Annotated in this window: 18 protein-coding genes and 5 tRNA genes; 8 read left to right on the top strand and 15 right to left on the bottom strand. The window is 35.9% G+C overall.

Annotated elements, in window-relative coordinates:
* Positions 1-55 precede the first annotated feature (55 nt).
* The 3 genes from ACWNCI_RS00365 to ACWNCI_RS00355 all read right to left on the bottom strand — a co-directional run bounded on the left by ACWNCI_RS00365 (position 56) and on the right by ACWNCI_RS00355 (position 3,453).
* Positions 56-910 carry a glycosyltransferase gene (locus ACWNCI_RS00365; RefSeq protein WP_449386711.1) on the bottom strand — a complete coding sequence of 285 codons (855 nt, stop codon included), beginning with the start codon at positions 908-910 and terminating at the stop codon, positions 56-58.
* 19 nt (positions 911-929) lie between these two features.
* The gene (gene aspA / locus ACWNCI_RS00360) at positions 930-2,330 is read right to left on the bottom strand and encodes an aspartate ammonia-lyase (protein WP_346986198.1); all 1,401 of its coding nucleotides are present in this window, start codon (positions 2,328-2,330) and stop codon (positions 930-932) included.
* 97 nt (positions 2,331-2,427) lie between these two features.
* Positions 2,428-3,453 carry an N-acetylmuramoyl-L-alanine amidase gene (locus ACWNCI_RS00355; RefSeq protein ID WP_449386710.1) on the bottom strand — a complete coding sequence of 342 codons (1,026 nt, stop codon included), beginning with the start codon at positions 3,451-3,453 and terminating at the stop codon, positions 2,428-2,430.
* Between the two features lie 137 nt (positions 3,454-3,590).
* Here ACWNCI_RS00355 and ACWNCI_RS00350 point away from each other — a divergent pair.
* The 3 genes from ACWNCI_RS00350 to ACWNCI_RS00340 all read left to right on the top strand — a co-directional run bounded on the left by ACWNCI_RS00350 (position 3,591) and on the right by ACWNCI_RS00340 (position 3,865).
* Positions 3,591-3,675, top strand: a tRNA-Ser gene (locus ACWNCI_RS00350).
* 20 nt (positions 3,676-3,695) lie between these two features.
* Positions 3,696-3,770: transfer RNA gene (locus ACWNCI_RS00345), tRNA-Pro, on the top strand.
* Positions 3,771-3,791: 21 nt separating this feature from the next.
* A tRNA-Arg gene (locus tag ACWNCI_RS00340) sits at positions 3,792-3,865 on the top strand.
* A 72-nt stretch (positions 3,866-3,937) separates the two neighbouring features.
* Here ACWNCI_RS00340 and ACWNCI_RS00335 read toward each other — a convergent pair.
* Positions 3,938-4,489 carry a hypothetical protein gene (locus ACWNCI_RS00335; RefSeq protein WP_449386709.1) on the bottom strand — a complete coding sequence of 184 codons (552 nt, stop codon included), beginning with the start codon at positions 4,487-4,489 and terminating at the stop codon, positions 3,938-3,940.
* A 277-nt stretch (positions 4,490-4,766) separates the two neighbouring features.
* On the opposite strand from ACWNCI_RS00335, the gene ACWNCI_RS00330 reads away from it, so the two are divergent.
* Positions 4,767-4,841 (top strand) — tRNA-Pro (locus ACWNCI_RS00330).
* A gap of 21 nt (positions 4,842-4,862) precedes the next feature.
* A tRNA-Arg gene (locus ACWNCI_RS00325) sits at positions 4,863-4,936 on the top strand.
* Between the two features lie 260 nt (positions 4,937-5,196).
* Here the strand turns inward: ACWNCI_RS00325 and ACWNCI_RS00320 are convergent.
* Together ACWNCI_RS00320 and ACWNCI_RS00315 are read right to left on the bottom strand one after the other, a co-directional pair.
* Complete coding sequence (locus ACWNCI_RS00320) at positions 5,197-5,991, bottom strand: hypothetical protein (protein ID WP_449386708.1); 795 nt, start codon at positions 5,989-5,991, stop codon at positions 5,197-5,199.
* 225 nt (positions 5,992-6,216) lie between these two features.
* Complete coding sequence (locus ACWNCI_RS00315) at positions 6,217-6,435, bottom strand: hypothetical protein (protein WP_346986223.1); 219 nt, start codon at positions 6,433-6,435, stop codon at positions 6,217-6,219.
* 602 nt (positions 6,436-7,037) lie between these two features.
* Here ACWNCI_RS00315 and ACWNCI_RS00310 point away from each other — a divergent pair.
* Positions 7,038-8,135: a calcium:proton antiporter gene (locus ACWNCI_RS00310; RefSeq protein WP_449386707.1), complete on the top strand. Its 1,098-nt coding sequence runs from the start codon at positions 7,038-7,040 to the stop codon at positions 8,133-8,135.
* Between the two features lie 78 nt (positions 8,136-8,213).
* Here ACWNCI_RS00310 and ACWNCI_RS00305 read toward each other — a convergent pair whose 3' ends face one another.
* From ACWNCI_RS00305 to ACWNCI_RS00295, 3 genes are read right to left on the bottom strand one after another with little or no spacing between them, the layout of a single operon-like run.
* Positions 8,214-10,481, bottom strand: a complete 2,268-nt coding sequence (locus ACWNCI_RS00305; protein ID WP_449386706.1) for a glycosyltransferase — start codon at positions 10,479-10,481, stop codon at positions 8,214-8,216.
* A gap of 48 nt (positions 10,482-10,529) precedes the next feature.
* Positions 10,530-11,558 (bottom strand): glycoside hydrolase family 130 protein, encoded by a 1,029-nt coding sequence (locus ACWNCI_RS00300; RefSeq protein WP_449386705.1) that lies wholly within the window; start codon positions 11,556-11,558, stop codon positions 10,530-10,532.
* Positions 11,559-11,690 (bottom strand): hypothetical protein, encoded by a 132-nt coding sequence (locus ACWNCI_RS00295; protein WP_449386704.1) that lies wholly within the window; start codon positions 11,688-11,690, stop codon positions 11,559-11,561.
* A 168-nt stretch (positions 11,691-11,858) separates the two neighbouring features.
* Here ACWNCI_RS00295 and ACWNCI_RS00290 point away from each other — a divergent pair, with 168 nt between their 5' ends.
* Together ACWNCI_RS00290 and ACWNCI_RS00285 are read left to right on the top strand one after the other, a co-directional pair.
* A complete protein-coding gene (locus tag ACWNCI_RS00290) occupies positions 11,859-12,419 on the top strand; it encodes a helix-turn-helix domain-containing protein (RefSeq protein WP_449386703.1) in 561 nt (186 codons plus the stop codon).
* A 208-nt stretch (positions 12,420-12,627) separates the two neighbouring features.
* Complete coding sequence (locus ACWNCI_RS00285; protein ID WP_449386702.1) at positions 12,628-12,897, top strand: heme oxygenase; 270 nt, start codon at positions 12,628-12,630, stop codon at positions 12,895-12,897.
* Between the two features lie 213 nt (positions 12,898-13,110).
* Here the strand turns inward: ACWNCI_RS00285 and ACWNCI_RS00280 are convergent, their stop codons facing one another.
* From ACWNCI_RS00280 to ACWNCI_RS00255, 6 genes are all read right to left on the bottom strand, one after another.
* Entirely contained in the window at positions 13,111-13,680 is a 570-nt protein-coding gene (locus ACWNCI_RS00280) for a hypothetical protein (RefSeq protein ID WP_449386701.1), read from the bottom strand.
* A 267-nt stretch (positions 13,681-13,947) separates the two neighbouring features.
* On the bottom strand, positions 13,948-14,610 hold the full coding sequence (locus tag ACWNCI_RS00275; RefSeq protein ID WP_346986232.1) for a BON domain-containing protein: 663 nt from the start codon (positions 14,608-14,610) through the stop codon (positions 13,948-13,950).
* Between the two features lie 573 nt (positions 14,611-15,183).
* Positions 15,184-16,011 (bottom strand): 50S ribosomal protein L11 methyltransferase, encoded by an 828-nt coding sequence (gene prmA, locus ACWNCI_RS00270; RefSeq protein ID WP_449386700.1) that lies wholly within the window; start codon positions 16,009-16,011, stop codon positions 15,184-15,186.
* A gap of 554 nt (positions 16,012-16,565) precedes the next feature.
* Positions 16,566-17,279, bottom strand: a complete 714-nt coding sequence (locus ACWNCI_RS00265) for a 3-ketoacyl-ACP reductase (RefSeq protein WP_449386699.1) — start codon at positions 17,277-17,279, stop codon at positions 16,566-16,568.
* A 167-nt stretch (positions 17,280-17,446) separates the two neighbouring features.
* Entirely contained in the window at positions 17,447-19,030 is a 1,584-nt protein-coding gene (locus ACWNCI_RS00260; RefSeq protein WP_449386698.1) for a calcineurin-like phosphoesterase C-terminal domain-containing protein, read from the bottom strand.
* A 90-nt stretch (positions 19,031-19,120) separates the two neighbouring features.
* Positions 19,121-20,572 (bottom strand): SusD/RagB family nutrient-binding outer membrane lipoprotein, encoded by a 1,452-nt coding sequence (locus ACWNCI_RS00255; protein WP_449386697.1) that lies wholly within the window; start codon positions 20,570-20,572, stop codon positions 19,121-19,123.
* Positions 20,573-20,574 lie beyond the last annotated feature (2 nt).

Below are 20,574 nucleotides of genomic sequence, written 5' to 3'. Positions count from 1 at the left end.
ATATTTTAGCTAAAGCCAACTTGTTTTGGTTTTATTTAAACAATTAAGTTCATTTTTATATTTTAAGCCATTTTTTCTTCAGCATTTGCCAGCGTTGCCTGTTGATGACCTTTTGTTCTTCTTCGGATATTTTTAATTCCAATTTTCCTGCGCGACACTTTTCATACGATCTGATTATTGTAAAGAAAAAAGACACAGATCTGATTTTTACAGCTTCTTTAAATGAAGCAATGTAAGCCAAAAATCTGTTTAACCCTAAAAAATAAAAATATTTTCCATAATATTCGGCTGGCTTTATGGTATAATCCGCTCCTTTCACTTTGATTAGCTTTACATGAAGCTCGGAAAGAACAACCTCTTTCCAACCGAGATTTTGAAGAAGAACCGAGTCGATATTATCCCAGCCTAACGTTTCTCTGATTCCGTTCATTTGCAGATAACTTTCTTTACGGTAAGCCTTTAAAGGCCCACGAACATGATATTTATTTGAATTACCTTCATACACCCAGCCTCCATTTTTTTCAACGTACAAAAGACCACCTACCAAACCATAATCAGGATTACTCCGGAATGATTCTTCTATTTTTTCAAGGTAATTTTCAGGAAAAATAACATCCGAATCAAATTTACATATAATGTCAAATTCATTTAAATCCTGAGTTTTTAAGCCGTTCTTAAAAGCATTTACAACTTTTGATCCGGGCTGATGTGCAGATTTTTGAAGATCAACCGTTTCAAAACGCAAATCAAGATCCGTATATTTTCGGATTACTTCGGCTGTATTGTCAGTAGAACCGTCGTTCACGATTACTGCTTTGAATTCCTTAAAGCTTTGTTGCTGTAAAGAATCCAGAGTAAAGGGAAGATTATTTCCTTCGTTATGTGCAGGAATTATGATTAAAAACCTCACTTTAAGATTATCACTTATTTTATTTGTTATGTGGTTTCAGCATATTTCTGGGATCAAGGATTTCGTCCAGCTTTTCCTGTGATAAAATACCTTTTTCCAATACCAGATTATACACACTTTTTCCTGTTTCCAGGGCTTCTTTTGCAATTTCTGTCGAATGTTTATATCCAATATACGGATTGAGTGCCGTTACAATTCCTATGCTGTGCTTTACCATGTTTAAACAAACTTCACGGTTGGCGGTAATTCCCATTACACATTTTTCACGAAGCGTATCCAACGCATTGCAAAGAAAGTGAATATTTTCCATGATGGCGTGGGAAAGTACCGGCTCCATGACATTAAGCTGTAACTGTCCTGCTTCGGCGGCAAAAGTCACCGTAAGATCGTTCCCGAAAACTTTAAAGCAAACCTGATTAACAACTTCCGGAATAACAGGATTCACTTTACCCGGCATGATGGAAGATCCCGGCTGCATCGGCGGAAGGTTGATTTCAGAAAGTCCGGCTCTTGGTCCCGAAGAAAGCAGTCTCAGATCATTACAAATTTTCGACAGCTTTACAGCAAGACGCTTCATTGCAGAAGAGTAAATCACGTAAGAACCAGTATCAGGGGTTGCTTCCACAAGATCGGGCGCAGAAACTACCGGAAATCCAGTAATCTGAGCCAGATTCTTCGCGCAAAGTGTAGCATATCCAACGGGAGCATTCAGTCCGGTTCCGATGGCCGTTGCCCCCATATTTACTTCTACAAAAAGGCTTGCGTTGTTATTTAATTTAGAAATATCTTCTTCCAGTGTTGCGGCAAATGCTTCAAACTCCTGTCCCAAAGTCATCGGAACGGCATCCTGAAGCTGTGTACGTCCCATTTTGATCACATCGTGAAATTCTCTTCCTTTTTCTCTGAAAGCTTCAACGATTTTTTCCAATTTTTCTACCAGTGTAGCATTCATCTGCAGCAATCCCATTTTTATTGCGGTAGGATACGCATCGTTGGTAGATTGTGAAAGATTGATATGGTCATTGGGTGAACAAAATTCGTATTGTCCTTTATTTTTTTCTAATTTCTCTAAAACCCTGTTGGCAATCACTTCGTTAGCATTCATATTGATTGAAGTTCCTGCTCCTCCCTGTATCATATCTACAGGAAACTGCTCGTGAAGTTCGCCGTTGATAATTTCATCACAGACCTCAGCGATATTGAAATACAGATTCTCATCAAGAAGACCCAATTCATAATTTGTTTTGGCAGCCGCTTTTTTCACAAAAGCCAACCCCCTGATGAACTGCGGGTATGAAGATAAAAGCTGACCTGAAATTTTAAAATTATTAATCGCTCTTTGTGTCTGCACTCCATAATAAGCATTTACAGGCACATCCAGTTCGCCCAGTAAATCGCTCTCTTTTCTGAAATTTTCCATAATTTACGTTATAAATTAATGTAACAATTTAACCATGTACCAATTTAACAATTAAATTATACATTGTTACACTGCTAGATTTTTATATTGTTACATTCTACTTCACCGGATACTTGAGTAGCAATGCCTGTAATATCGAGAATGTCTCGGCATCCATGATTCCATTATAATTCTGCGGACGGAAATGATACTGAAAAGCTTCAATGGTTTTCTTGGTAGCATCATCCCATTTTCCGCTAAGATTCAGTCCGTAACCAAATTTCTGCAATTGGGTCTGAACGTTAAAAATAAATGCAGGATCGTTATATTTCGACTGAAAATCTGTAGATGTCGCAAGATCATAGAAACTTTGCTTCTGCGCTTCATCATACCACATCCCGATCTGATATTCATCATATAATTTTTTCCATGGAAATAATGGTCCCGGATCCTGCTTTCTAGTAGGGGCAATATCAGAATGCGCCAGAATATTTGTTGCCGGAATCTGATATCTGCTTACAATATCTTTTACCAAAGCAGCCACCTTTTTTATCTGGGCATCATCAAAAGGAGCAAATACTTTATTTCCTGTAGAATCTGTTGTATAACCTGTATTTACGATTTCTATCCCAATAGAAGTATCATTAAGATTCTTATCTGCTCTCCATGCACTCACTCCTGCATGATAAGCACGTTTGTTTTCGTCTACCAGCTGATAAATTTCGTTATCTCCAGTGTTATTTACCAAATAATGTGAGCTTACAGCCTGCTGGGTAAGAACGGTAATCGATTTATCATCCGGCAGTGCTGTATAATGCAGAATGAGATATCTCTGTCTGAAATTCTGGGCAATAGCCGGGAAATAGGTTTTAACCACTTTGTAGCCAGCCGGTTTTGCGGAAACAATGGATCCGTAACTTGCGGTATTATCATTCTTGGCAGGATCTGCAATATTAGTAGTAAAAAATTCTACCCCGTGTTCAGAAGTAACCTTTGGTTTCGGCTTTTCAGAAGGGGTTTTCACTGCCGTTTTTGGCTGTACTGAAGGGGTTTTGGGGATATACTGTCTGTTTTTTGCATTTCGCTGCGAAGTACAGGAAAAAACGACCATACTTAATCCGATGATATATAATGTTTTACGCATTTGTTACTTTTTTTCTCAGTTTATCAGCTCAAAAATACGCAAATTTTTCTTGAAAAATATTTGGTAAATAAAGAAATCTATTCTATATTTGCACTCGCAATAAAGCAGTAACGATCATTAATAAACGAAGATAAACAGGAGGGTTGCCGGAGTGGTTAACGGAGCAGTTTGCTAAACTGTCGACGCGAAAGTGTCGCAAGGGTTCGAATCCCTTACCCTCCGCTTTTCTATATATCTTTTTTCGGGGCGTAGCGTAGTCCGGTCATCGCGCCTGGTTTGGGACCAGGAGGTCGCAGGTTCGAATCCTGCCGCCCCGACTTTATTCAAAAAAAACTTTAGGGTGCGTAGCTCAGCTGGATAGAGCATCTGCCTTCTAAGCAGACGGTCAAAGGTTCGAATCCTTTCGCGCTCACAAAAAACTCACAATTTCTTGTGAGTTTTTTTTATATCTGTCTGATAAAGCCAGCTTCTGATCATGCGTCTTCTAATCTTTTTTAAACTCTAAAATTTTTAAATTTTCAGTATTGATTTTAAAGTGATAAATAGCACTTTTTTTAGCAATATATTTACGAGTAATATTCTTATAATCAACATCGATAATATTTTTATCAATTTTATAGGTAAATTTACTGCTAATATTCCCACTGAATCCCGGAATATTTTTATACAAATATTTATAAACAACATCTCTTACATCCTCCCCTTCCAACTGATAATCAGAAAAATAATTTACAAGAATCTTTTGAGAGATTATATACAGCGTATCTACTTTTATACTTGTTTTATCAGTTCCGGCAAGCAAGTTTCTTCCCAGAAAGAAGGTATTATCTTTTTCAAAGAATATTTCAAGCTTTTTGCCTGTAACTTTATACATCTTCGACTGCCTCATTCTCTTCTGAAAAAAATCTTCTGCAGACATCTCTTTTTTCTGCACATATGAGATCATAGTTTTTCCATTACTTTCCCGTTGTTGTGCATTTGCATTAAATGATAAAAAGACAGCTACAATAAATGAAATAAATAATTTCCCTTTCATTTTCATGGTTAATATTGGATTATTTTTTAAAATTACACCCATGATCGTGTGATGCAATAATGAAGTAAAAAATGTTCAACTAATAAACTATTTCAAATTAATCAGAAATTTGTCATGCTGCTCCAGAATATTGAATCTGAGAATACTAACGTGTACTGAAGTTTTTTATTTCACAATAATTTAAATTTTTACAAATTTTATTTTTATAATTAAAAAAAACATTCTATATTTGCACCCACAAAAAACAAGGTAATTCTTGTTACAAGATGGCTTCAATCGGGGCGTAGCGTAGTCCGGTCATCGCGCCTGGTTTGGGACCAGGAGGTCGCAGGTTCGAATCCTGCCGCCCCGACTTTATTCAAAAAAAACTTTAGGGTGCGTAGCTCAGCTGGATAGAGCATCTGCCTTCTAAGCAGACGGTCAAAGGTTCGAATCCTTTCGCGCTCACTTAATGACACCATTAGGACAATTTAGGCCAAATGGTGTCATTTTATTTATAAATACTTCCTATTCAGCCTATTTAAAGTATTTTTCATTCTTTTCTTTGTTTTCTTTTTTTCTAAAACAGAATTTCTTCTTTAAAAAACAAATATCTTATTTTTTGATGTTAGAAGCCATAAAAGAAAATTTGGTTATCTCATCCAAGCCGATAACCGGTCTGATACCGGAAAAGAATATGTAATAACATGAAAATTTCAGTTTGGAATTCATTGGGTCAACTTATCTTTCATTTTTCTACTGATCGATCTTTTGGAAGGGCTAAGTTTTGGTGGTAACGGGGACAAACCGCCTGAAAGTATATACAATAAGCTGTCCCAAAAATTATTTTTTTTACCAGATTCTTGGCTGTATTTTGTTAATTTTAAATATTCATGCTCGTATTCCCGTGCTTCCTGTAATGTATAATCTTCAGGAATACGTTTAATAATATCCAGGACAGCTTTGTCAAAGATTTTAGGCGAATATTTTTCGAGAAAGTCTGATTCGAGCCTGCATATAACGGTAAGTGGAATAAGTAAAGAAAAAATTTCATCATAAAAGTTACAAATAGTTGTTTTCCATGATAACCTTTCTTCTTTGGGCAGAATCTGAAAAGCCAATTGAATGAGTTTTTTATAAATTTCTTCAAGTTGATGAACATAGATCTCGTTCTGTTGCCAGAACATCAGTGAATTGATTCTATTTTTTTTAGTAGAATTTTCTCTTATATATTCAAACTGAATTCTAAGATATTTTATATGATCAATCAAATCTCCCAAAACAGGCTGCCACAAATTACGTTTACTTAAGCTGCTGTGAGTGCTAAATACCAATCTTGACCCGTTAGTAAGCTGCTGTAATTCTTTTAACATTCTAAGAACTTCTGTCACATCCTTTTCCATCTTGATATTGGTACTCCTGATATAGAACAAAGCAACAAACTGAGAGTAATAGGTTTTTCTTAAAATATTTTTTTCATCTCTGATTTTTAGCCTATTCTGATGTTTATTAAGTTTTTTCATTAAAGTTTTTATTATAATTTGCAAAATATTTTTGCTATACAGCTAGTTTTCGATTTTTTTGCATATAACAGATTCTGCATCTGGATATTACAATCTGGTTATTAATATAGCTTACGAGTTATTTTGAATAAAAGGGACAGAACTGTATAAAATTCCGTCCCTTTTTTCAGTTACAACTTTTGATAAATATTATTTTCATAGGTTTTAACTGTCCCTGAAAACAATTTATGAAAGATTAATTTCTTTGATAATATTGAGAACCTCTTCACGGTTTTTTCTTAGCCTGTTTCCTATTCTTTCAAGCATTTCCTTTTCTTTACCTTCTTGAAGTTTCAGGTCATGATCCGTTAATATTGAAAATTTTTCTTTCAATTGTTTTGATTGTTCATCCCAATTTTCCGGAATTTTGAAAGATTTGTCGCCTTTGTTGTGATTTATGTCCATAAGGTGAATTTTAGCGTAACGTAATTGTTACAGTACAAAGGTGGATATTTTATAATCTATTGCATTACAGATTGTTTTTTTAATGTTGCAGATATCACACTTTACAATAATTTCGGGTTCTTTTCTATTTAAGATATAATTATCATTAAACGTCTCGCTGGAGATGGGAATTTATTAATTCTTATGATAAGGGCTACAGTACAATTCTATTAATTGATAAATATAGTTTTATCAATTTTCATCCGTATCCTCTACTTATATTAAATAATGTTATATAATTACAATATAAGTAATTGATTATTTGTATCTTGCTCAGTAACCAAATTGAACTGGCCGGCGAGGCTCTGGATTCCTATAGTTTTACTTCCATTCATCATTACTATTTCCGGTATGGCATTATCAGTATGCTTATAATTATTTCTATAAAATATGTTGAAAGAAGGAATATTAATCTGCTGATTTTCTCCAGAGACCAATTCAATTATACAAAAATAAGTGAATATATACATTTTCACCTGTTTTATTTTGCTGCATCATCTGAATGTAATAAGCTTCGTAAAACAATATTAAATGATATATAATCACCAAATTATTAATAAGTTATGAACATAAAAAAATATTTAGGGATGTGGGCGTTTTCGGTTCCCATTCTTGCGTGGCTCTCTTATATGGGAAGTTTTGTTTTTTCTTCCGGATATTACTCTGTTCTTCTCGCCTTCTTTTTAATGGGAAGTATTTTGGCCGCGGTCTATCACTCTGAGGTTATTGCCCATCGCTTAGGCGAGCCATTTGGAACGTTACTACTGGCATTTGCTATTACTGTAATAGAAGTAGGGTTGATTATTTCCATCATGATGGGAGCGAAAGGTTTAGAAACCGTCACTCTTGCCAGAGATACTGTCTTTGCTGCAGTCATGATAATCCTTACAGGAATCATTGGCAGCTGTATTGTGATCGGATCTTTAAGATACAGAGAACAAAGCTTTACACTGCAGGGAGTAAGCACTGCACTGATTACCCTTACATCTGTTATTATTTTTGTACTTATCCTACCCAATTATACGATAAGTCATCTGGGGGGTGAGTACACTTCCTTTCAGCTCCTTTTTATCGCTTTAATTTCTTTAGGACTTTACCTGGGATTTACCATGATTCAGACGATTAGACACCGGAGTTTTTTCATTTCTCCACAAAACAAACTATCCGGCAACCAGCCTTTACAGGATGACAATGAAATAATTTCCCAAAAACAATTGTATATCAGTTGCATATTATTAATTTTATCCCTGGGAATAGTCGTTTTACTGGCCAAACTTCTTTCAAAGGATGTAGAGCATATAGTGGTTTCAGTGGGTGCTCCCAAGTCTCTTGTAGGTATCATTATTGCCGGTATTGTTCTTCTTCCCGAAGGACTGACTGCATTCAGAGCTGCAAAAAGTGATGAGATTCAAACCTCGTTAAACCTGGCTTTTGGTTCTGCTTTGGCAAGTCTCGGACTCAGCATTCCTGCCATAGCCATTATATCTGTAATAACTGGTATAAGAATGACATTAGGAATAGATATTAAATCGACTATACTTTTGGGATTATCACTTTTTATTATTACCGTTTCACTGGCAACAGGCAGAACCAATATCATGCAGGGAATTGTACTTATCGCTATATTTTTAATTTACCTTTTCATTACCATAGTACCTTAAATTATTATGTTTTTAAATATATAAAATCCCTTAAGACATACCTTGGGAATTCATAGATGAAATATGTAAAAAGGTTTGTTATTTAGGAAAGCAAAGCCTTGCCATAAGATAGCTGACGGTAGATTCCGCTCCCTGATTGAGATTAACATTTTCTTCTTCAAGTCCGTCATAACAGCCACCTGTTGCAGGGTTATAAATTATTTGATGCAAATGGTTCTTCCCTAAAAACCAATTAAAAGCATTCTGCATCATATGTAAATATTTTTCATCCTTAAAAACCTTGTAAAAGGTAGATAATGCGAGAATTGTATAAGCTACATCAATGGGCTGTTCACCACCAATTGATGTAGTATTTTTAATAATCTCTTTTTGCAGCCATCCCTTGTTCGATATTACTTTAATGTTTCCCTCAATAAATATTTTAGAAAGCAGAAACCGGAAAGATTCATCGGCAATTTGCTTATAGGTTTCGACTTTGGTGGTCATCCATGCACACAATAAAGCTTCAGGCAGCAGGCTGTTTCCATAGGTAAGATAGCTTTCAAACCAATGCCATTCGCCATGTTTTTCATGCTGATACATTTTTACCAGCCGATTGGCCAGTTTTTCCAGTAATGGAATATTGTTTTCGGAATTTTGATAATGCAAACCCTTTATAATAAAAGCCATAGCTCTGGTAGAGTGAATTTTTTCTATAGAGGAAAAACTTTTTTCAATGATTGATTCTGCTTTATTACAATAGTGCTGAGGTAAGATCTCTTTTATTGAAAGTAAATATCCTAATGCCCAGATGGCTCTCCCGTTGGAATCTTCAAGATTGGTCTCATAATTCTGTTGCGCGAATTCCTTTCGACGATTGACATAATTGAGAAAACTTCCGTCTGATTGTTGGCAAAACTTGATTACACTAAGGTACGTTGAAATGAGTGCAAGATCAGATTCATCTCCGCTAAGTTCATAATGTCTGCAGGCTACAATCATAGCCCGGGCATTATCATCCAAAGTATATCCGGAATCTATATCAGGCTTATTGATTTTTGAAAACTGAATCATTCCAAAATCTGTCGTCATATTTTTAATATGGCTAAGATTAATTTGGGGTAAAGTATAATGTAATGTCATTTTATCTCTGTTGTATTGCTGAAATAATAAGGCGTGCAAAATGGCCGAATTTTCCCAAGCTGTCGGAGCCATCTTTTCCAATGATTTTACATGCAGAAGTTTTCTGCTTTTTTCACTGCTAAGTAAATTATTAACAGCAGAAGCCAATTGTTCAGGGGCTTCAAAATCAATAATAATCCCTGTCTCTTCTTTCAGAACTTCCACAGCGTGCGGAATAGGTGTTGAAACGATCGCACATCCACTGCTGATGGCGTAGGAAAAAGTCCCGCTCACGGCCTGATTCCTGTCCTTTGAAGTAAAAAGATAAATATCACTGAGCTGAAGATATTCAAGTAATTCCGGTAATGGTAAATATTCATTAATAAAACGGACATTATCTTCCAGATGGAGCTTCCACACAAGATCTTCCAGAAATTCGCGATATTTTTCACCTTCACTCCTCACGATTGCAGGATGTGTCTTACCAAGGATAAGGAAAATGACATCCGGATTCAGTTTAATGATATTTGGCAACGCTTTTAAGGTAGTTTCAATATTTTTTCCCGAACCTAACAACCCGAACGTAGACAAGACCTTTTTATCTTTAAGTCCATATTTTTCTTTCAAAGCAAGAATGTCTGTGAAAGGCAGAAGATGCGTACCATGCGGAATGATCGTAATTTTGTCGTAAGCGATATCATACTCATTTGCTAAAATTTCTGCTGATATACCTGTCATTACAATAATTGATTTCGCAAAATCCGCAATTTCTTTTACCTTTCGCTTTAGCTCTTTATCAGGACCAGGCAAAACTGTATGAAAGGTTACAATGATTTCCTTTTTTAAGTTTTTGAGGAGAAGATATAGACCATTCTTTGTTTCATTAAAAAAACCAAACTCGTGCTGGATCATCACAAGACGTACACTATCATTCAAATTGATTTCTGAAGCCAGCTCCAGATAGGAAAAGGAATCCGAGATATTTAATTTGTACTGAATTTGCTCTTCATACTCATAATTCTCCTCTTCCGTTTCCATCGGGCAGATGAGGACATTGAATGAACCCCCGAATTTTGACCGAAGCGATCTAATAAGGTCCTGCGTATAAGTGGCAATTCCACAGACCTTTGGAGGAAAACTACTTATAAAGATAATTTCAGGTTTATCATTAGTACTGTCTCTTTCATTTTGGGCAGATCGCTTTTCTATCTTTTTCTCCACGTCTGATTTAGTATATTTACTCATATATATATATTCCGTTTTTAAACTGATTATTCGTATTGAATGATTGTATTATACAGAATAAATCATCAGTTCTTTCAGTAACTTTGAAATGCTTAGTGATGCAACAGCAATTCTTTCGTCTGCGGCTCCATAATAAATATACAGCTTATCATTTTCTACTATAGCTCCGGTTGGGAAGCAGACATTATTAACTTCGCCTTTCAGTTCCCATTCTTCTTCCGGTTTAAAAAGCGGGTAAGGAAGTCTGGAAATTTCTTTTCCGGGATTTTTAGTATCCAGTAAAGCCACACAGGCACTGTAAATATATCCGTTAACGGTATCGTGAACACCGTGATAGATCATCAGCCAACCGTATTCTGTTTCTATAGGAGGGCAACCGCCTCCGATATAGCTGGATTCATGATCATATTTCGGAGATAAAACGATATTATTTTTAAAATGAAAAAAATAATCATCCCAGAACTCCGCGTTTAAATCTTCAATATTCTCTACGCTTACAATCTGAATATCAGGCTTTATTCTATACAGGAAATAAAATTTACCGTTGATTTTTCTTGGAAAGAATATCAGATTTTTGTTCCATAAAAAAACAGGACCGCTGTCTGTATGACTCACCTGAAATTCGTTGTATCTTTTATATTTTTCCGGGATTAAACCTTCTGCTTCTGATAAGACTTTAAACTTTTCATAAGGAATTTTCGGAACAATGATTCCCCGTTTTTCCCATGATTTAAGATCACTGGATGTTGCAAGGGCCCCCACTGCATTGATTCCGTCATAACTGGTATATGTAAGGTAAAATAAACGATCAATTTTTACGATTCTTGGATCTTCAACGCCTTGCTTTTCATATTCAGACTCGGGTATGATAACCGGACTGCTTAATCTGGTTTCAATAGTCTTATAATCTGATAGCATACAATATCCGATACTGGATAAATTATTCTTTGCAACAGCTCTGTAAAATAAATGTATCTTTCCGTTGTCCTTAATGACTGCGGGATTTAAAACGCCCTCGTTTTCAAAGGATAATGCAGTTTTTCTAAGTAAAATTCCTTCTTTTTTGACAGGTATCATTTAGTTACCGGTATTTCGGGCTTCGTCTTCCCTGCTTTTTCGTTTGTTTATCTTATCTTCCCGCTTTTCTTTTGCTGATTTTGCGGCAGGAGTTTTGTCTGATTTTCTTTTTACGTCCTTTTCTTTTGACATTGTGAAATTTTTTTTTTGTTAACTGTAAATTTCAATTATTAAAAAACGAAAGCTTTGCAATTGTCTTTCGATTTGTTGTATAAATCATAGATATTTCCGATTTAATACACTAAATTTGGATAAATAACTGTTAATGAAACAATTGATAGTTAAAAAACAGTAAGGACAATGAAGTTGTATGTAAAATATATGGTAAGTTTGCGCTGCAAAATGGTTGTCCATCAGGAACTGGAAAGATTGGGTATTAAAAATGCTGTGGTAGATTTGGGTACTGTAGAGTTAATGGATGATATCAGCGCCGGACAAAGACAGGCTCTGAAAGAAAACTTACTTAAAACGGGACTTGAAGTACTGGATGATAAAAAAAGTATCCTGATCGAAAAAATAAAAAATATAGTCACAGAAATGATTCATTATTCAGATGCTCTTCCCACAGAAAATTTCTCAGATTATATCAGTAAAAAATTAGGATATGATTACACCTACCTGGCGAATACATTTTCAGAAGTGAAAGGAATGACGCTCCAGCATTTTATTATTATCAATAAAGTAGAAAAGGTAAAAGAATTGCTGTTGTATGATGAGCTGAATCTTACAGAGATCTCTTATAAACTAAATTACAGCAGTGTAGCTCATCTCTCCAACCAGTTTAAAAAGATCACAGGGCTTTCCCCTTCATTTTATAAGCAGTTGAAACAAAAACGCCTTGGAAATCTGGAAGATTTATAAAAGGTATGATATATGTAAGATTATTTTAGATATATATAGCTTAGTATATACTGAAACGGTCATATTTGTATTATAAAATCGGGAATTTATACTTGGAAATGACTAAAATCCTGTAAAATACCAGATCTTTCTCAGAAGTTTTAATTAAAGAAGCGGGTATTTCTTTATTTATCAGTTTTCTCTTAGTATTAACCCAACCCAGAAAGTCATGAAAACAATACACCTTTTTCAGTTCAAGAATTCCATTTCAAGGAAGATCCCCTTTTTTAAGGAGGAGCATAGATTAGACAGTTTAAACGATTTAATGACTTTTGATTTGATGAATACGGAAAAAGTAACTGAGTTCATCATTGAAGTTCACGATGATTTTATTTTTGAGGATAAGACCGGAGACGATCTGTTAGCGATGTGTCAAAATACCAAGCATACGATTGAGCATTATTTTGCAACAACTATGAATGATTACGACGTTATCTGAATACCGATTTTAGTAGTAATTATTGAACAGCAAACCGCAATCGGCTTTAAATGATCTGTAATATCAAGAATTTTTCCACTTCCATTTAGAATTTAATTAAACTAAATAGTTTATTTTTTTTAAGGACATTCATCAGGTCTTCCAGATAATCCGGTCTGCTTTTCCTTCAATAATTAGGGCAAAGGTATATTCGTAATGGAATTCAAATGAATATTATCGAATGGTTTTATCTTTTAGCAAAACTCCTTCCGAAGAATAGAACAAATCATGTTTGGACGGCCCTTTTTCTACCTTAATCTTATAGACTTTCATCGCGTCTCTAGGATTATTTTTAAATATAACTTCTTTTTCATTCGCAATTTTCCAGTCGCTGTAATCACCATTTGTTATAGCGTATAAAACAGGCTTTGGAAGCTCTGAAGTGATCATTTGACGAACTGAAATTTTCTCTCCGTCTTTGGTATATATTGCTTTAAGATGAGATTTACCGCTTGTAAATCTTGCTGTATAGTATTCAGCAGGCTGTGAGGATTGTGCTGAAGGATTATCATCATACCATTCTGTAATGAAACTTTGCTGAGGATAACCACGCCACACGGCATCTGTTACCTTTGGATATTCATTAACAAAATTCTGACTTACTAAATTCGGAATCCTTGATTGGGCTCCGTTTTCATTTTCTGCTCTCTGTGGAGGGCTTGTATGCCTCTGCCCAAAGACACTTCCTGTACATGCAATAGACATGACCGCTATTGCAAATAATCTTACTGTTTTATTTTTCATTTTTTCTAAATTATGTTGAGGCAGAATAGTCTCAACGATGATAATAGTAATTGTATAATAGTTTATTAATCGAAAGCCTATTTCTTATCGTCTTTAAAATTTTCGTCTGAATCCTACAAAAGCAGATCAATCGTAATGATTGGAAACACATTCCACCATCAATCACCTGCGTAGTAGCGGTAATAAATTTTTTTAATTATTAAATTTTTTTTGAAATAAAACTTACAAGCACTTTCCACTATGCTTTTAAGTTTACTTTATTTTTGATCAAAAAGCATATTCATAATCAACGGTAAGCTCATTTTTCACTTCCCAGATGCCAGGTGTTTTCCATGCGATACGCGCAGCTTCTTCTTTAGCGTACCATGAATTGACCGTTCCGGTTAAGATAACAACTGTTCCTGCAACCGATACCTCAATATCTTCATCATCAATAACGCTCCTTCTTAAAGCATTCTCAATATCGGTCTGCTCAATGCGGTCATGGAATTCTGACTTTACTTTAATATTATTGATGATAGCTTTTACGCCGGGAAGAAGGTGTACAGCATTTTTCGCCGCTTCTTTTTCATAATTCCAATGGACTTCCCCATCTAATGTAACCCGCCCGTTTTCAACTTTAACACTCACTTTATCATCGGGAACAGAATAATTTGTTTTTAATGCTGACAAAACCTCATTGGCAATTTCCAAATCACTTTTCGTATATGAATTGGGAAAGTTTACTTCAATATTTTCAACAATGGCTTTTACTCCTTTTATGCTTTTAGCAGCTGCTTCAGCCTCGGCTTTTTTTGAAAAGCTATCCACAACACCTGTTAAAGAAACAACGCCATCTTTAGCCGTAACACCAATTTCCGCTGAATGTAATAGGGGCTCCCATTTTATAGCGTCCTGAACATCTTTTTGTAATTGTGCATTTGTTTTCATTTTGTAGTGATTTACTCGAAACTTCATTGTTTCAATAGTGTAAAGGTACATCCTATTAGAAATCAAAACCTTACAAACCAACCAAAAATACTTACACCTATCACACATAGCCATGAACTTCACAAATCCAGATTTAAATAAAGAAATTTGTGCTTAAATTTTTCAAGAGAGAAATACATTGAAACATTGACTATATAGATTGAGAGTGGTATGATGATGTCGCCCAAGGTTTAAATCGACGATTGATAATGCTATAATCTTCATAAGATTTGTGAATACGGATTACAAATCTGCCGGTTTAATAGTTAAGTGTATCGATCCAAATAGGGAAAGAGTGAAGAAGAAACATCAAATGTTATATTGAATTGTCTTTTAAGGGAAGTGAGGAAAACCTTCCGGCAGACTAGTATAGCCAAAGATGGCTAATTATGAAATATTTCAAACACATTCTTTTTTATAAACTAAATTGGAGTTGATTTATTATCAACTCCAATCTAAAAAATACGTGTTTTGATTATCCGAAAGAGTCAGAAAGCTTAATAAAACTAATAAGAGGATTCGAACTTAAATTACTTATTTCTCAAGCAGAAGACTTACCCATTCTTCCCGCTGAAGCTGTTTTTTAAGCTGCAGACCATTTTCTTTGCATACTTCCAGAATATCATCCACATCAAAGAAACACAATCCCGAAAGCAGTAATTTTCCGCCGTTATTCAGTACCGAAACGTATGTTGGAATATCTGAAATAAGAATATTTCTGTTAATATTCGCCAGAATAATATCAAAATTTTCTTTTCCGAGATTTTCTGCAGTTCCCAACTCAATATCCAGCTCCACATGATTTCTTGCTGCATTTTCTTTTGAATTTTCTACTGACCATTCGTCGATATCGATCGCCTTTGTATCACCGGCGCCGATTTGTTTTGCATAAATAGCGAGTACTGAAGTTCCACAACCCATATCCAGAACTTTTTTCCCTTTAAAATCCATATCCATCATCTGCTGGATCATAAGATGGGTAGTCGGGTGATGTCCCGTTCCAAAAGACATTTTCGGCTGAATAACAATTTCATGCATTCCCGGAACTGACTCGTGAAATTCTGCACGGATCAGCACTTTATCATCAATGTTGATTGGTTCGAAGTTTTTCTCCCATTCTTCATTCCAATTGATATTCGGCATTTCCTGGAAAGTATAATCGATCTTAACCTCCTCATTCTGAAAAAGCGGAAGTGTTTTTAAATCTTCTTCATTCAATAAATCTTTCTGAATATATCCTAAAATACCGTCAATTTCTTCCGTAAAGCTGTCGAAACCGATCTCAATAAGTTCTGCCATCAATATTTCGTTCCATGGCTGAAGCGGAGAAATCTTGAAATTGAATTCTAAATAATTTTGCATGTCAATAATTTGTTGCAAAAATAAAGAATTAACATTAGAATCTTGGCTGTTAGTATTAGAGATGTCACACTGAGCGATGTAGAAGTGTTTTAGCGCAAAGTGGCTAAGTTTTTTGAAATTATTGAGAATATCCTTCGTTCGCAAAACGAAGTTTCGCCGATTCCAATGAATCAATCATAAAATTGAGGCAAAGGCGTTTCACTCAGCAAAAAGTATGTCATTCTGAACGAAGGAAGAATCTATTTTTATTTCATTACATCATGTTTCATTTAGAATGATAAATAGAATGATTGTAAGTTACATTCAATAATGAAAAGAAAGACAAAAATCCTAGCCCCGATTGCAATGAAAATCCTTTTTTGAAAAAAAAGATTGTAATGGAAAGCGGGAAATAGCTATAAAAAAATGATGAATGATAAATTGTAGATTCTTCACTCCGCTTTGCTTCGCTCTGAATGACAAATACTACTCATAAAAAAAGCGAACCGAAGTCCGCTTTATATATAACAACAAGTAAAAAACTAATTTCTAATACCTAGTTTCTAACTTCTCTATTATGGATTTGTAGAAAAAATCGATCCGTTGGCAATCAATGCTCTTCGGTTCATTTTGAGAATATCTCTCACCCATTCTGCAAAATCTTCCGGCTGAAGAACTTTATCCGGATTTCCGTCCGTAAGACCTCCCTGAATAGACATATCCGAGGCAATAGTGCTTGGGGTAAGCGTAATCACACGGATATTCTGCTTTCTCCATTCTGCCATCATGGATTGTGAAAGGGAAACAACCGCTGCTTTCGAGGCCGCATACGCTGACATATTCGGACCGCCTTTTAAACCGGCAGTTGATGCCACGTTAATAATATCGCCCTCTCCTTTAGACTTCATATAAGGATAAACCGCTTTTGCAGCATAATACACACCGAAAAGATTGGTTTTAATCACCTGCTCCCATATTTCGGAAGGCATTTCTTCAATAGACCCGAAATCACCAATTCCTGCATTGTTAATAAGGATATCAATTCCTCCTAACTGTTCTGCCAAATGCTCAATCCCGGCTTTTACATGTATTTCATTATCAACGCTAAAAACCGCATATGCCGCCTTTACCCCAAGCTTCTGGATTTCGTCAACTGCCATTTTCAGGTTCTCTTCATTTCTTCCCGTGATTCCGATATTCACGCCTTCATTGGCCAATACGAGGGCAACCGCTTTACCCAAACCTCTTCCTCCACCAGTGATGATGGCATTTTTTCCGTTGATGTTCATTGTAATTATTTTATTATTGATACAAATTTACGAAACATGATTTGCATAGCATTGATGAATAATGATATTGTAAGCATAGACATTAAAAATAACAGAAACGTTTGTATAAAATAAAACCGACTTCACAGGAAGCCGGTTTCTTTGAAAGTATAGTAATAAATGAAAAATTAAGGTATAAGGATCTGATTTTGAACTTCAAATTCTTCTGATGCTGAAAACTTGTTTCCATACATGTCTACTGCCCGCACCTCAACCTTATGCTTTCCCAGAGAGAGTTTTTTGGAAAAATCTCCCGTCCAGATATGTTTTGATATTTCAGGGTTTGAAGGCCTTCTTCCCGGGAAAAGATTCTTCGTTGTATCCCATTTGAAAACCGACATGGCAAAACTCGGATCTACGGTTTCGTCGTACTGCATTTCTTCCCATTTGTCATCGTCTATTCTGTATTCTACTTTGTCTTTCTTGCTTCCCATAAAGAAATTGGCCAACACTTTTGCCGATGTTTTTGAAGGGAACGGAATCACTTTCGGAACGTATAAGTTGATTTGGTAATCTTCCGGTTTTCCTGCTGTTTTATATTTAACTTTATATTCATTATCATTAAAACTGATAAAAGAGTATCCTTTGGCAGTACCGTCTCTCATGGTTGAGGTAGGCAATCCCAGATCATCCGATGTTCCGGACCACCAGTCGCCACAAGTTGTTCCGACATTGTATTCGTGAAGATCTTTTGAGCCATTCCAACCCGCTTCTTTTCCATAGAAAAGCTGTTGCTGAATATGCGTGTGAGCCGATAAAACCAAAGCATTTTTGAAAGGCGTTAAAAAGTCAAATAGCTTCTGACGGTCAGAATTCCTGAAATTATCTTCATTCTTATGTTCCAGCGGAATGTGGAAAGAAACAACAATCAGTTTATTTTTATCCACCAGCTTCAGGTCATTCTCGATAAATTTGAGCTGATCTTCACGGAAACCTCCCCAATATCCTTTTCCGTCTCTCGGATCCGGATACAGAATATCATCCAGCACAATGAAGTGAACATTTCCATAATTAAAGGAATAGTTGGCCGGACCGAAATTGGACTCAAAAGTCTCGTCGGAAAGCATATCTTCTTTTGCATCATAGTTCATGTCGTGGTTTCCCATTACGTTGTACCAAGGCAATCCGATCTCTTTCATTACATCTGCATAAGGCTTTTGAAGGCTCAAATTATCTCCCACCAGATCTCCAAGACTGATTCCCAGTACGGCATTTTTCCTGGTGTTTTTTACTTCATTCACGATAGCTCTTTTAAAATAATCCAGCTGCTTTTCTGTATAAGGCTGAGGATCTCCGAACACGAGAATATCGAAGTTTTTGCTTTCATTCTGTTTATTTAAAGCAAAATTGATCTCTTTGGGAAGCTCGCCTGTCGGTGCAGAACCTTTGTATTTAAAATCTGCGGGTGAACCTTTCGGTTTGTACTGATAGTAGTACTGCGGTAAATTATTTGCGTTTACCGGGGTCATATATCCTGAAGGCTTGATTACAAAAATCGACTGTCCTTCCATGATTGGCAGGCTGTATCTCCCACTTTTATCGGTAAGAACTACTTGCGCTCCATTGGATACCGCTACGCCTTCAATTCCTTTTTCCCTGTTCTCTTTTTTTTGATTTTTATTGAGATCTTCATATACATATCCCGAAACAGAAGCCTGTGAGAATGCCATTGCTGAAATGAGCATGCATGGCATTAAAAGTTTTATATTCATTGTATTGATATTTAAATTTAAGTTTTGGCTGAAGCCAATTTGTCTATTTTTTCTAAGAATCGGGCTAAAGCCCGATCCCACTGATAAATTCTAAGGCTTATTCCACCACATTTTTACGTTGATGTTGTCTCCGCCCATCTGCTGTACGGCAGTCTGGTAGTTGTTGGTATTCAAAACTCTTGGGTTTGGCGGATACATTAGTCTTGACGGCATTTCTGCATTATTCAAAAGACCTCCGTTATTGGGAAGTACAGGAAAGCCTGTTCTTCTTTTTTCAAACCACTGTTGCTGATCTACGAAGAATAAAGCCACATATTTCTGAAGCATAATCCTTTCCAGAGTTCCGTTGTAAGCTACTTTAGGATTGGAAAAGTAATTAGCCGGTAGTGTTGCCCCCCATTGTTCGATCGTAGCTTTTACCCCATTTTCGTAGAAGGTCTGTGCATTACCTGAAATAACTCCTTTAAAAGCAAGTTCTGATAAGATAAACTGCAATTCGGCATAGGGATACACCAGCATATTTAAGGGTGCTTTCGCCAGATTCTGGTTCATATTGGAAGGCTGATAATCGAAAACTGTTCCGTAAGCATACCCTGAAGGCGCTCCTTTATATCCGATGTTTGTGCCTGAAAGATTTTTTGCCTGACTGAAAAACATAGACATTCTAGGATCATTATTTCCTTTTAATGTTTCAACGAAGAACGCTGAAGCAGCACGTCCTGTGGTAAAATCCTGAGGTCTTGCAATAGGCGGCATCAATGGAGCTACACCAGTAACATTTAACTTTACCGTTTCTGAATTGCTTTGGAAAATAGGATAAATAGTCGGATTATTGACAATTTCCTGAATTCTTTCGTAGACATTCACCTCATCGTTTCTCTTTAAAATTCTCGTCAAAAGTCTTAAAGAAAGTGAGTTACAGAACTTTTTCCAGCTGGTTATTCCGTTTACGTCATTGTTTGCATTATAGAAAAGATCTGTTCCTGTCAATGTTTTAGTGGTTACAAAAAGAGAATTCGCCCTCTTCAGATCATCCAGCATCTGGATATAAATATTTTTTTGCTGATCAAACTTTGGCTGACTGATTCCTTCATCCAGCCTTGAAGCTTCCGTAAAGGGAACATCTCCATACGTATCGGTAAGATTGGAATACGCCCACGCATTCAGAACAAGAGCAATCGCTTCGTAGTTTTTATCATTGCTGCTTACCGCCGCTTTTTTCATTTCATAGATCTGCTTGATCCATTTGTAGCTGTTGTTCCAATAGCCGGCTCCTGTATTTTCAGTGATGTTATAACGGCTCAGCGTATTTCCCTCATTCGGAAAATCCAGAGAAACCTGCATGATATCAAACGTGAAATCATTGGCCCTTAAATATCCTACAGAAGCAAGATTGTATTGAAGAGGCGCTAAAAAACTGGACACTTCAGGTTCGTAGATTTTACTGTCATCTACGTTTATTTCATCAAAACTTCTGTCGCAGGAAGCCACCGTAAATGCAAGCCCCGCCAATAAGATATATTTAAATATTGTTTTTCTCATGT

It is taken from the genome of Chryseobacterium lineare, assembly GCF_977014045.1.
This window is presented reverse-complemented; position numbering and strand designations above follow the sequence as displayed.